This is a genomic window from Streptomyces sp. (assembly GCF_035645055.1).
Taxonomy (GTDB): domain Bacteria; phylum Actinomycetota; class Actinomycetes; order Streptomycetales; family Streptomycetaceae; genus Streptomyces.
Window position 1 is genome coordinate 56,845 of sequence record NZ_DASQNH010000076.1, and the last position, 12,202, is coordinate 69,046.

General features: G+C 71.2%; 12 protein-coding genes and 2 pseudogenes. 8 read left to right on the plus strand and 6 right to left on the minus strand.

Going from position 1 to position 12,202, the window contains the following annotated elements:
• Positions 1-396 precede the first annotated feature (396 nt).
• On the minus strand, positions 397-1,149 hold the full coding sequence (locus VE614_RS24270; RefSeq protein WP_324940990.1) for a thioesterase II family protein: 753 nt from the start codon (positions 1,147-1,149) through the stop codon (positions 397-399).
• A 254-nt stretch (positions 1,150-1,403) separates the two neighbouring features.
• Here VE614_RS24270 and VE614_RS24275 point away from each other — a divergent pair, with 254 nt between their 5' ends.
• On the plus strand, positions 1,404-2,120 hold the full coding sequence (locus tag VE614_RS24275) for a S1 family peptidase (protein ID WP_324940992.1): 717 nt from the start codon (positions 1,404-1,406) through the stop codon (positions 2,118-2,120).
• 125 nt (positions 2,121-2,245) lie between these two features.
• Here the strand turns inward: VE614_RS24275 and VE614_RS24280 are convergent, their stop codons facing one another.
• Entirely contained in the window at positions 2,246-3,124 is an 879-nt protein-coding gene (locus VE614_RS24280; RefSeq protein WP_324940995.1) for an NAD(P)-dependent oxidoreductase, read from the minus strand.
• A gap of 103 nt (positions 3,125-3,227) precedes the next feature.
• Here VE614_RS24280 and VE614_RS24285 point away from each other — a divergent pair, with 103 nt between their 5' ends.
• Together VE614_RS24285 and VE614_RS24290 are read left to right on the plus strand one after the other, a co-directional pair.
• On the plus strand, positions 3,228-3,818 hold the full coding sequence (locus VE614_RS24285) for a TetR/AcrR family transcriptional regulator (RefSeq protein ID WP_324940998.1): 591 nt from the start codon (positions 3,228-3,230) through the stop codon (positions 3,816-3,818).
• A 93-nt stretch (positions 3,819-3,911) separates the two neighbouring features.
• Complete coding sequence (locus tag VE614_RS24290; protein ID WP_324941000.1) at positions 3,912-4,067, plus strand: DUF6131 family protein; 156 nt, start codon at positions 3,912-3,914, stop codon at positions 4,065-4,067.
• Positions 4,068-4,170: 103 nt separating this feature from the next.
• Here VE614_RS24290 and VE614_RS24295 read toward each other — a convergent pair whose 3' ends face one another.
• On the minus strand, positions 4,171-4,776 hold the full coding sequence (locus VE614_RS24295; RefSeq protein ID WP_324941003.1) for a phosphatase PAP2 family protein: 606 nt from the start codon (positions 4,774-4,776) through the stop codon (positions 4,171-4,173).
• A gap of 77 nt (positions 4,777-4,853) precedes the next feature.
• On the minus strand, positions 4,854-5,909 hold the full coding sequence (locus VE614_RS24300) for a YihY/virulence factor BrkB family protein (protein WP_324941006.1): 1,056 nt from the start codon (positions 5,907-5,909) through the stop codon (positions 4,854-4,856).
• A 369-nt stretch (positions 5,910-6,278) separates the two neighbouring features.
• Here VE614_RS24300 and VE614_RS24305 point away from each other — a divergent pair, with 369 nt between their 5' ends.
• Positions 6,279-7,289, plus strand: a complete 1,011-nt coding sequence (locus VE614_RS24305) for a hypothetical protein (protein WP_324941009.1) — start codon at positions 6,279-6,281, stop codon at positions 7,287-7,289.
• A gap of 299 nt (positions 7,290-7,588) precedes the next feature.
• On the opposite strand, the pseudogene VE614_RS24310 reads toward VE614_RS24305, so the two are convergent.
• Positions 7,589-7,807, minus strand: a pseudogene (locus tag VE614_RS24310) (allantoin permease); the annotation flags it as partial.
• Positions 7,808-8,071: 264 nt separating this feature from the next.
• Here VE614_RS24310 and yidD point away from each other — a divergent pair.
• A complete protein-coding gene (gene yidD / locus VE614_RS24315) occupies positions 8,072-8,512 on the plus strand; it encodes a membrane protein insertion efficiency factor YidD (RefSeq protein WP_324941012.1) in 441 nt (146 codons plus the stop codon).
• A 13-nt stretch (positions 8,513-8,525) separates the two neighbouring features.
• Here yidD and VE614_RS24320 read toward each other — a convergent pair.
• A pseudogene (locus VE614_RS24320) lies at positions 8,526-8,924 on the minus strand (GNAT family N-acetyltransferase); the annotation flags it as partial.
• Between the two features lie 18 nt (positions 8,925-8,942).
• Here VE614_RS24320 and VE614_RS24325 point away from each other — a divergent pair.
• From VE614_RS24325 to VE614_RS24335, 3 genes are all read left to right on the plus strand, one after another.
• A complete protein-coding gene (locus VE614_RS24325; RefSeq protein WP_324942034.1) occupies positions 8,943-9,149 on the plus strand; it encodes a hypothetical protein in 207 nt (68 codons plus the stop codon).
• A 580-nt stretch (positions 9,150-9,729) separates the two neighbouring features.
• The gene (locus VE614_RS24330; RefSeq protein ID WP_324941015.1) at positions 9,730-11,217 is read left to right on the plus strand and encodes an amino acid permease; all 1,488 of its coding nucleotides are present in this window, start codon (positions 9,730-9,732) and stop codon (positions 11,215-11,217) included.
• A 96-nt stretch (positions 11,218-11,313) separates the two neighbouring features.
• Positions 11,314-12,075 (plus strand): ZIP family zinc transporter, encoded by a 762-nt coding sequence (locus VE614_RS24335; RefSeq protein ID WP_324941018.1) that lies wholly within the window; start codon positions 11,314-11,316, stop codon positions 12,073-12,075.
• Positions 12,076-12,202 lie beyond the last annotated feature (127 nt).

Genomic DNA, 12,202 nt, shown 5'->3' on the forward strand with positions numbered 1-12,202 from the left:
CACGTTGGGTCACGCGATGGCAACCCCCCGAAATCGAAGGGGAGACGGCCCTTCGGGCAACCCCCTGAGAAGGGCGTGTATCCCGTCGTGCCACGACCAAACCTGTTGGCGCGGAAGTGAATTGACACGGCCTCGGCACCTCGGCGTTCGGCCGCCGTCAACCCCGCGTCCTCCGCCTGGATCGCCGGTCGACGCACCGCCGGTTTTCGGACAAGTCAGGTGATCGTTCCGCCGATCCCCGCCCGGTTTCCCGGTCCTCGGAGGTGCCACGGCCCGAGACCGACCCGGCGCGCGCAGGAAACCACCGCCGCGCGCGGTCACCCGCGCGCGCGGGCGCCCATCAGCGGAGTCACAGCAGCTCGGCGAGCCTCCGGCACGCCGGAGGCTCGCCGCCGGTCACCGATCGCCGATGTCGGCGCACTGGGTGACGAGCCCCACGACGGTGTCCGGATGGTCCGTCAGGAAGAAATGTCCGCCAGGGAGGATTTCCAGCCGGAAGCCGGCCGTGGTGTGACTCTTCCAGGCTGCGGCCTCCTCCGGGGTCACCTGCGGATCCCCGTCCCCGGTCAGGCAGAGGACGGGGGTGTCCACCACCGCCTCGGGGACCGGCCGATACCGGGCTACCGCCCGGTAGTCACTGCGTACGGCGGGCAGTACCAGTTCCATCAGGTCCGGACTGCTGAAGATCGCCGCGTCGGTCCCGCCGAGACGCGCGAGGTGGTCGACAAGATCCTGGTCGGAATCGAACGCCGGGGTCTCTCGCCCGGCCGACGGGGCGGCACGGCCGGAGACGACGAGGCGGCAGCGTGCGGTCAACCGGTCGCTCCCGAGCCGAAGCACCGACTCGAAGGCGACGGACGCCCCCATGCTGTGACCGACGAGCACGAGCGGCACCGGCTCCGCCGCCCAGCGCCGCAGGGAGGGCAGCAACCGCTCGGCGAGGCCCTCGACGGTCGTCACGAACGGTTCACCGAAACGCTCCTGCCGCCCCGGGTACTGCACGGCCGCGACGTCGTACCCGTCGGGGAACCGCCACGCGAACGGCGCGTAGAACGAGGCTGCGCCTCCGGCGTGCGGAAGGAACAACACACGCGCGCGAGGCTCCGCGGCACCGCGCAGCGGCTTGATCCAAGGGTCCTTGCCCTCCATCGGCGTTCCGCCCCTTCGTCGTATGGCCGAGCCCGTCCCCCGGCGGCCCTCTTCATCTCCCCCGCCGGGTGCCGGACATAACACCACGTTATGGCCAAGAGATAGTCCCGCTTTCACCGATCCTTCGGGATGCTGAGTCGCGTCCACCTCGAACCGCCGCCCTCGACGCGGACGTTCGCCGTGGTCACGGCCCTGGTGGGCCGTCACTCCCCACACATACACGCCCCCCGACGTGTCTTCCGAATCGAGGAACCTTGCGCATATCGAGGCTCGTGCCCGCTCTCGCCGCCGCAGCGATCTCCGCCCTCGGGCTTCTCGCCCCCACCGCCACCGCGGCACCGGCGCCCCCGGCCACCACGGCTGCCCAGCCCATCATCGGCGGCGGCCAGGCCACCAGCGGCCCGTGGGCCGCCCGACTCCTGTCGAACGGCAGAGAGACCTGTTCGGCGACCATCATCGCGCCGACGTGGATCCTCACCGCCAAGCACTGCGTCACCGGCGGCGGGCTGTCGTTCCGCATCGGCAGCCTGGACCAGTACAGCGGCGGCACAGTGGCGAACGGCGTGCAGACGTACACCCACAGCGCGGACCTGGCGCTCGTCCGTCTCGACCGTTCCGTGTCGACGACCTACGCCCGCCTCGGGCAGCCGGGGTCGGTGAGGGTCGGTCAGAACGTGCAGGTGTACGGCTGGGGCGCCACCTCCCAGTGCGGCTCGGAGGCCAACTGCCAGTCGCGGTACCTGAAGGTCGCCAACGTCACGGTCACCGGAGGCTGCGGTGACGCCTACGGCGGCTCGGCGATCTGCGCCCGCCGAGGTGACGGCATCACCGCCGGCGGCGACTCCGGCGGCCCGATGATGGCGAGCGGCGTCCAGGTGGGTGTGGCATCCACCAGCGACCGCCAGACCACCACGGCGTACACCAACGTGACGGCGTACCGCTCCTGGATCCAGTCGATCGCCGGCGTCTGACCGTCTACCGCCTCCCGGCGTGTGGCAGGCCCCTCAGCGCGATGCGCCGAGGGGCTTTCGCACGTACCCGGATGAGCACCGATCCATCGGCTCCCCGGCCGAGGTGCTGCCCAGGGGGCGCCCGCCTACGGTGCCTCGGCGGTCCGTGCCTCGATCGCCCGCAGCACGGCGATCATGTCCTCGCCGCCGTGCCCCCGCGCCACCGTCTCCTCGAACAGGGAGTGGCAGACGTCCAGGAGCGGTGAGGCGAGGCCCGCCGTGCGGGCCGCCTCGGCGATCAGCCGGTTGTTCTTCAGCACGTCCAGCGCCGCCGCCTGCACCGCGAAGTCGCGCTCGCACAGCTTGGGCGACTTCATCCGGGACACGCCGCTCGCCATCGGGCCCGCGTCCAGAACGTCCAGGAAGAGCCGGCGGTCCAGACCCTGCCGTTCGGCGAAGTGGAACGCCTCGGCCAGCCCCGTCACCAGGGTGATCAGAAAGAGGTTCACCGACAGTTTCATGAGCGACGCCCTCGGCGCCGGTCCACACACGAACGTCTCCCGGCACATCGGCGCGAGCAGCGGCCGTACGGCGGCCACAGCGCCTTCCTCGCCGGCGAGCATGGCGACCAGCTGCCCCCGCTCCGCCGGCACCCGGGAACCGGAGACGGGCGCCTCGACGTACCGGCCGCCGACCGCGCGGATGCCGGCCTCCAGAACCTGCGAGTACTCGGGCGAAGTCGTCCCCATGTGCACGACGGTCCGGCCCGCGACCCGGGCGGCGAACCCGGGTGTGCCCCGGGCGAGCACCGCGTCCACCGCGGGCTCGTCGGCGAGCATCAGCAGCACGGTTCGCGTCCGCGCGAACACCTCGGCGGCGTCCGGCGCGACCTCGGCCCCGGCCGCCCGCAGGGGCTGGGCGCGTTCCGGAGTGCGGTTCCACACCACCAGTGGGGTGCCGGCGGACGCCAGCCGCAGGGCCATGGGCCGGCCCATCACTCCGAGACCGATGAATCCGACAGGCACGACAGGCCCCCTTCGCGCCACGCGCCGACTATGACAGACGTCATAGTAGCGGCCTCTATGACGGCGGTCATAGAGTGCGGAGCAAGAGGAAGGGAGGCCGGTGATGACTCGGACGCGGCCCGGACCGCGGGAACGGATGGTCTTCAGCGCGGCCCAGCTCATCCGGCGGGGCGGGGTCACCGCGACCGGTATGCGCGAGGTGGCCGCACACGCGGACGCACCACGCGGCTCGCTGCAGCACTACTTCCCGGGCGGCAAGGAACAGCTGGTCAACGAAGCACTCGCGTGGGCCGGCCGGTACGCGGGCAAGCGGATCGCCCGCTTCCAGGCGGGGCTCGACCAGCCGACGCCGAGCGGCCTCTTCGCGGCGATGGCCGCCCAGTGGACCGACGAGTACACCACGGACGGCTTCGAGGCGGGCTGTCCGGTCGCCGCCGCCACCGTCGACTGCGCGTCCTCCGGCGACTCCACCCGCACGGCGGCGGCAGCCGCCTTCGCGACCTGGCGGGCACCCCTCGCCGACGCGCTGACGGACATGGGAGTGCCCGCGGCCCGTGCGGAGTCGCTGGCCACCTTGATGATCAGCACCCTGGAGGGCGCGATCCTGATGGCGCGCGCCGAACGGGACGTACGGCCCCTCACCACAGCCGTCCGCGAACTCGGCCCCCTCCTCGACGCCGCCGTACAGTCCTGACACCCGCTCCAGCACACCCGTGGTGGTAAAAACTTCCCAAAAGGGGTACTGCGGTCCACAGTGGTAGCAGCACTGTCGTCATTGGAGGCGGTCATGCTCCTCCTCGGAATCATCCTGCTGGTCGTTGGATTCCTCACCGGTATATCGATCCTGTGGACAATCGGGATCATCCTGGTAGTCATCGGCGCGATCCTGTGGATCGCGGGATCCCTGGGACACTCGGTCGGCGGCCGCCGGCACTACTGGTGACCCGTCCCCCGACGACACCGCAGCCCCCTCGGGGGCTGCCCCGCCGGCCACGGGAGGCCGCACACCGGATCGGCACACCGCCGGCATCGGCCACGGAGTCCCGTCACCGTGGCTTCGGCAAGATCTCTTCGAGTCCACTCGGCCCACCTGCCGGGGACTGCCGGATCCAGCGGCGCAGGATCAGGCGGGGAGCACGGCGGGTGAGCCAGGCGGTGGCCAGGCCGATGACGGCTCCGGCGGCGACGTCGCTGGGGTAGTGGGCGCCGCTTTGCACCCGCTCGAGCGCCACCATGGCGGCGGGCACCGCGCACGCCGCCCCTGCGGCGGGCCATGCGGGTGCCACGGCGGCGGTGAACGCCACCGCGGCCGCGGTGTGCCCGGACGGGAAGGAGGAGGAGTCGGGGCGGTCGTCGACCTCGTCGTGAGGGAACCACTCCTTGGGCGGCCGGGGCCGGTCGGCCAGTTGCTTGCACAGGCCGTTCGAGATCAGCTGCGCGACCACCAGGGCGGTCACCCCCGCGGCCGCCGCCCTGCGCCCGCGCCATCCGCCCAGCGATGCCATCACCGCTGCGGCGCCGCACCACAGCTTGGTGCTCTCAGCGGCCTCCTCCACCGCTGAGAGCGCCTTGCCGACGCCCGGCGGGATACGGGAAGCCGCCCGCTGCGTCACCACTCGGTCGACCTCGCCCAGCTCCATCGGCATTCTCATGAACTGCGTGTATCCCACAGTGCGCCGAAGCAAGCCGCCGTGGGCCTGATCAACTCGCCCGGCGTGCCGCGCGCCGGTCACGCGTCGTCCAGCCGGCGCACATCCTCTTCGTCCCACGTCCGGGTGTCGCGCGGCTCGGTGTAGGGCTCCCTGCCCGGCGGCAGCCCGCCCGCGATGGCCCGCTGCCGTACGATCTCCGCGTCGAACTCCAGGCCCAGCAGGATGGCCAGGTTGGTGATCCACAGCCAGACGAGGAAGACGATGACGCCGGCCATGGTGCCGTAGGTCCTGTTGTAGGACGCGAAGCTCGCGACGTAGATCGCGAACCCGGCCGAGGCGATCATCCAGAGCACCAGGGCCAGAGCGCTGCCGGGGGTGATCCACCGAAAGCCCTTGACCCTGGCGTTCGGGCTCGCCCAGTACAAGATCGTGATCATGATCGTGACCAGGACGACCAGGACGGGCCACTTGGCGATCGACCACACCGTCAGCGCGGTGTCCCCGATGCCGAGAGCCTGCCCGGCCCGGCGGGCCAGACCGCCGGTGAAGACCACGATCAGCGCACTGATCACCGTCAGCACCATCAGCGCGACCGTCAGCGCGACGCGGATCGGCAGGATCTTCCACACCGGGCGGCCTTCCGGCATGTCGTAGACGGCGTTGGAGGTCCGGATGAACGCGGCGACGTAACCGGAGGCCGACCAGACGGCCAGTGCCAGGCCCGCGATCGCCATGACGGACCCGACGCCGGCGTTCCCCTGAAGCTGCTCCACGGCCCCGGTGATGATGGCGCGGGCCGCGCCGGGGGTGAGCTGCTCAAGGTTGTCGAGCACGGTGTCCGTGGCCGACTCGCCGGCGATGCCGAGCAGGGAGACGAGCACCAGCAGCGCCGGGAACAGCGACAGCACGCCGTAGTACGTCAGAGCCGCGGCGCGGTCGGTCAGGCCATCGTCCCTGAACTCCCGCGCGGTGCCCCTGAGAACGGCTCCCCAGGCCCGCTTGGGCAGCTTCGTGGGCGCATCCGGTCCCCGACGCTCCACCTCGGGCCCGGGACCGGCCTCCTCGGGCGTCGGCACCTTGGATGCCCGCGCCCCGTCGCCGCCGTGGTCCCCTGGAAGATGCAGCCTCGCCATATCTTCCTGGTAACCCCGAAGGCTCCGCATACGCCGCCCGGGAGCGCCCAACACGCCCAGCACGGGCGGGATCCGGCCGGGGCCGGGCACAGCCAAGGGCCGGTGGCGGACCAGGACGGAGGACCACGGTCCTGGACGGGCGTCGTCCCGCGGTCGCGGCCGCGGCCGGCGGAGTCGGCGGGGTACGCGGGGCCCCGCGGCCCACCGCGTCGAATCGGCGGGGCAACCATTCGGCGGCGTCACGGGTCTTGCCAACGATCACGCCGTGATCGCACTGACGAGGAGACCATCATCACCGCGATACGTAAGACCCTGACCGCCACCGCAGTCGTCGGCGCCGTCCTGGCGGGTTCGGCCGCCTGCGGCACCGTGGAGCAGCTGTCCGCCGGGAAGAAGCTCGACGAGGCCTTCGAGAAGCTCGGCAACGAGAAGTCGATCTCCTTCGAGTTCGGCCTCGACACCGACGCGCAGAGCCTGCGGGCGCTGGACTCCTCGACGGGCTCGGAGCCCGGCGACGAGTTGCCCGACGAGGTCGCCGACCTGCTCACCGGCGCGAAGATCAGTGTCACCGTGCAGTCGAAGAAGCCGCTCGACGAGTCCGGCGAGAAGGACTACGTCGGCATGGCCATGAAGGTCAGCACCAAGGACGGCGACCTCATCGAGTACCGGGTCATCGGTGACTACACCTACATCCGCTCCGACATGGACTCCCTCGGCAAGGCGATGGGCGCCCCCCTGCCGTCGGCGAAGGACCTGCCCCCGGAGGCGGGCGGGCTCAAGGATGTCCTTGAGGGCAAGTGGGTGAAGATCGACATGAAGGAGATGGAGAGGACCGCCGCCGAGATGGGGGCGGAGCCCGGCGCGAAGCCCTCGCCGGAGCCCACCCTCGACGCCAAGACTCAGCAGCAACTGCTGGAGGCACTGCGCGAGACCATCGCCCGCGAGGTCGACTTCAAGAGCGCCGGTGACAAGGACGGCTCCGAGCACATCACCGCCACGGCTCCGTTCCGCACGCTGGTCACGGAGTTCTTCGACGAGATCCGTCCGTTCGCGAAGAAGTTGCCGCCGGGCGCGGAACTGCCCACGGGCAAGGACTTGAAGGACGCCCCGAACACCAAGGTCACGGCCGACTTCACGCTCAAGAACGGCGAGTTGACCGAGGTGCGCGTCGACCTTGCCAAGCTGGCCGAGAACGCGAAGGTGAAGAAGCTGGGCCTGGTGGTGCGGATGAGCGAGGGCTGGACCCCCACGGCCCCGGCCGGCGCCACCGAGCTGAACATCGACGAGATCATGGGCGGGTTCGGCGCCGCGATGATGGAAGCGGAGGGTGGCGGCGGGGATGGCCTCCCGGAGGAGGACTTCCCCGAGGACGTGGCATAGGCATGCGTCGGGACGGGCGCGCGAGGGGCGAGGCGAATCCGGGCGCGCCATGTGGGGCACCACAACTTTTCGGCCGCCGGGCCGAGAAGGGCCTCCGCCGGCCCGCCGAGCACACCGCGCGTGCGCGTCCACGGCACGGCTACCGTCTCACCCCTCCCGGGCTCGGGCCTGGCTCACCCTGTGCTCAGCAGTAGGGCGTCCACGACGGGCGGGCAGGCCTGACCGATGCGCGGCCGGGCGGCCCGGCCGGTCCGCGGGCCCTCGGACAGCGCCTCCGCAGTGCTGCTCGGCGGTCGGGCGACCGCTGGAGCCGCCGGCAGCACGTGGTCGCCCGTGGTGTCGGTGCTCAGGCACAGGGAGCAGACGACCGCGTCGTGCGTCGGGCAGGCGGCCACGTCCGGGCGCTCGAACTCCTGCCGGCACACGTGGCAGCCGTAGGTGACGGCGCTGGGGTTGCCGTCTGCGTCCAGGAGCGGCTCGGCGATCCCGTCGTCGCCGCGCCGCAGGTAGTACTTGCCGCCAGAAGCGCGGCCAGCAGGTCAGCGTGCCGCCCTACGTCAACGAATGGTGGGCCTGCCTGCCGCAGTACGGCGGCTTCATGAGCAACCTCTGCCTCACCTCGCCGGAGAATCAGGTGCCCGGGGTGCCGGTGTGCTGACGGCCGGGCGAACTCCCCGCCGAGGGCCGGGGTCCAGCCGACCGGTCACCTGCGGCCCACCTCCGGATGCCCCTGGCCGCCCCTTCGTATGATCTTCCGACCGTGACGGGGAGGATGGAACATCATGGCGCGAAACCGGAAACAGGGCCGCAGGAACGACGCGGACGGCGAGAAGGACGAGGGCTGCTGCGCGGGGACGCTGGACACCCTGACACACCCGTGCTGCTGCGGCGGCGTGTGGACGCAGGCCGCCGTGCTGCTCGCGGTGCTGCGTCCTTCGCTCGCGGCCGCCGGCCACGGCGCGGACCCCGCCGCGCCCGTTCCGGGCGGGCGGGTGGCCGCCGCGATGTACCGGTTCGTGCGGCACTACCGCGTCGCGGTCAGTCCGGCGCGCCCGGCGTGCTGCCCGTACACCCCGACCTGCTCCACCTACGCGGTCAAGGCGCTCCACCGCCACGGCGCCCTCCGCGGCAGCCGGCTGATCCTGGCGCGTCTGCTGCGCTGCCGCCCCGGCGCCGCCCGACGCCGGGGCTCGTACGACCCGGTGCCGCCGAGCCGCGGCTGACGCCGAGCGCCGGTCAGGTACCTGCCTGACCGGCTCCTGATGCGCCGTAGGAGAACTCGTATCCGGTGAAGTCGGCGACGTGGACGTATCCGAGGCGCTGGTGGAGGGCGTTGCCGGTGGCATCGGCCGGGTCCGCGAACAGGACGACGTCCGTCGCGCCCGCGGTCAGCGCGGCCCCGCTCACCTCGGCCGTCTCGGCGCCCGCGTAGCCGCGGCCCCGGAGGTGGCCCGGGGTGTGGACGGGGTCCACCCGCACCATGCCGCCGACCATCGACGTGGAGCCCGCCAAGGAGACGGGAATGCCGTCCGGGGTCTCCCGGAACGTGAAGTGCTTGTCGGCGAAACGTGTGTCGGCCCAGGAGCCGGCGTCGATGGCGGCGATGGAGGTGTCCTCTCCGGCATCGACGCAGAACGCCGCGCGGAGTGCCCCATGGACGCCGAGGACCTGCCCGAACTGTCCGAGGAGCGGCTCGACCTGGCCGCGTACGGGCCGCGGGAGGCGGTCGCGGTCGCCCTGGCCCGCACCGCGGCGAACGTGGCGGGCCACACCTTCACCTCACTCGGGAACCACTTCTTCGCCGTCACCGACGAGCGCCTTGCCGCCACCGGAACGACCGAAATCTCGACGCGGCCGTGACGGACATCCGCGGCGGCGCGGGCTGGCTCCAGGGCCTGGTGGAGCAGGAGACCCGCGACGAGACCATGCGGTCACTGGCCCAGTCGTACTTCGAACGGCTCGGGCTCCAGATCTGGCACTACGGGCAGCCCGACTTCATCAGCGGCGTGATGGGCCTGTACGAGGTGCGGGTGTACTTACCCCGGACGCACCATCACGCACGTCGCACCCGGCGTGGTGATGGGCGCACCCAGGTGACGCACGGGGCGCGCGGCGAGGGGCGGTGCGTCGGCCGGGCCGAAGCTCAGGGTGGGGTTCGCTCAGCGGATCCTCAGATCCGGATAACGATCCGGTCACCACCTTGCACCATTCTCCGGAATCAGGGGAGTTTGTCCGTTGCCCTGCGCGGTCGGGGTCACAGGCAGTCGTCACTCCGCGTGATACACCTTCCCGACCGCCTGCCGGACGACACCCATGACCGCGCAGGGGCGCTGAGCCGGCCGACCGCCGGTATGCAACTCCAGCAGTGTCCGGGGGATCGGAACCCGATCTGCCGCCGAGAACGGCGCGGGTCGGTATGGAGCGGAAAGGCGCACCACCCATGACCTCAGTGCGGGTCGACAAGCACAGCAACGGCGACGGAGCCCCGGGAGGCGTTCCCGAGGAGGGCTACGAGCGCGGCCTCGGCAGCCGTCAGGTCCAGATGATCGCGATCGGCGGCGCCATCGGCGTGGGCCTCTTCCTGGGCGCGGGCGCGAACATCGAGAAGGCCGGCCCCAGCCTCATCCTCATGTACGCCCTGGCGGGCGTGATCGTGTTCTTCATCATGCGGGCGCTCGGCGAGCTGCTCCTGTACCGACCGGTGTCGGGCTCCTTCGCGGAGTACGCCCGTGAGTTCCTCGGTCCGTTCTTCGGATTCGTGACCGGGTGGACGTACTGGCTCATGTGGGTCGTCACGGGCATGGCGGAGCTGACGGCCGCGGCGATCTACGTGAACTACTGGTTCCCCGGGATTCCGCAGTGGGTCACCGCCCTGGTCTTCCTGGTCGTCCTGTACCTGGCCAACCTCATCTCGGTGAAGATCTTCGGCGAGGTCGAGTTCTGGTTCTCGATGGTCAAGGTCACCGCTCTCGTCGGCATGATCGTGATCGGCCTCGGCGTGGTGACCCTCGGCTTCAGCCAGGCCGGTGACACCGCCGCGGTCTCCAACATCTGGGCGCACGACGGCATCTTCCCCAAGGGCATCGGCTCCAGCCTGATGACCCTCCAGGGCGTCATGTTCGCCTACCTCGCCGTCGAGCTGGTCGGTGTCACGGCGGGCGAGTCGGAGAACCCGGAGAAGACCCTCCCCAAGGCCATCAACACGCTGCCGTGGCGGATCATCGTCTTCTACGTCGGCGCGCTCAGCGTGATCCTCATGGTGGTCAAGTGGACCGAGTTCGAGGCGGGCGTGAGCCCCTTCGTCGCGGCCTTCGCGAAGATCGGCATCCCGGCGGGCGCGGCGATCGTCAACTTCGTCGTGCTGACGGCCGCGCTGTCGTCCTGCAACTCCGGCATGTACTCCACCGGTCGTATGCTGCGGGGCCTGGCGGCCAACTCCGAGGCGCCGAAGGCACTCGGGAAGCTGAGTTCCACCAAGACGCCGGCCATCGGCATCACCCTCTCCGCCGCGCTCATGGGCATCGGTGTGGTCCTCAACTACGTCGTCCCCGAGAAGGCCTTCGGATACGTCACCTCGGTGGCCACCGCGGCCGGCATCTGGACCTGGCTGATGATCCTCGTCAGCCACATCCTCTACCGCCGGGCGGTCGTCGCCGGCCGCCTTCCGGCCTCGTCGTTCCCGGCCCCGGGCGGCACCGTGTGCAGCTGGATCGCCGTGGCGTTCCTGCTCATGGTGACCGTGCTCATCGCCATCGACCCCGACAGCCGCGTCTCGCTGTACGTGGGTGCCGGCTGGGCCGTGTGCCTGGCCATCGGCTGGGCGGTCCTGAAGGGCCGCAACCCGTACCTCGCGGCCGGCGGCGTGATCGCCGACGGCGACGGCGACGGCGGGAAGCCGATGGAGACGGCGGGCAGCCTGCGGGACTGACGCCGGCCTCACCCAGCATGGCGCCTCTGGCATCCACGCCAGGGGCGCCGTACCGATGCCGACATCCAGTGGTCCGCCGCTGGGTACTGGTAGCGCATGATCGATGTGGTGCAGGCGGGACTGTGGGGACTCGTGGCGGGGTCGGCGCTGTTGCTCGGCGCGGTGATCGGCTTCGGGCTGCGGGTGCCGCAGACGGTGATCGCCATGGTGATGGCGTTCGGCGCCGGGGTGCTGATCTCCGCGGTCTCCTTCGAGCTGGTCGCCGAGGCGTACGATCAAGCCGGGCTGGCTCCTGCAGCGATCGGTACGATCATCGGCGCGGGCGCCTACACCCTCGGCAACCTGTGGCTGGCCCGTCGTGGTGCCCGGCACCGCAAGCGCTCGGGCCGGCACCTGTCGCACGCGCAGCCGTCCGAGGCGCAGCAGGGCGGCTCCGGGCTGGCGCTGGCGCTCGGGGCACTGCTGGACGGGGTGCCCGAGTCGGCCGTGATCGGAGTGAGCTTGCTGGACGGCGGCGCGGTCAGCCTGGTGACCGTGGTGGCCGTGTTCATCAGTAACGTCCCGGAAGCGCTGTCGAGCTCCGCGGGGATGAAACGGGCAGGCCGGAGCAGGACGTACGTCTTCGCCGTGTGGGGCGCGATCGCCGCCGCCAGTACCGTGTCCGCCGTCCTCGGCTACACGGTCGTCGGCGCCTTCTCCCCTGCCGTGATCGCTGCCGTCACGGCAGTGGCGGCCGGAGCCATCCTCGCCATGATCGCCGACACGATGATCCCGGAAGCCTTCGCAGACGCCCACCTGGCCATCGGGCTGGTCACGGTCAGCGGATTCCTGGTCTCGTTCGCCCTGTCCCACGCGTGAACGGCGCCCGCCCGGCGGCGGAGGGCAGGCCTGCCTGCCCCTGTCCCCCGGGGTCCAGCCAGGGCCGGTCGCCGTGAGGTGGGTGAGCGCACACCGCCGGCGGCCCTCGCGGCGCGCGAACACGTCC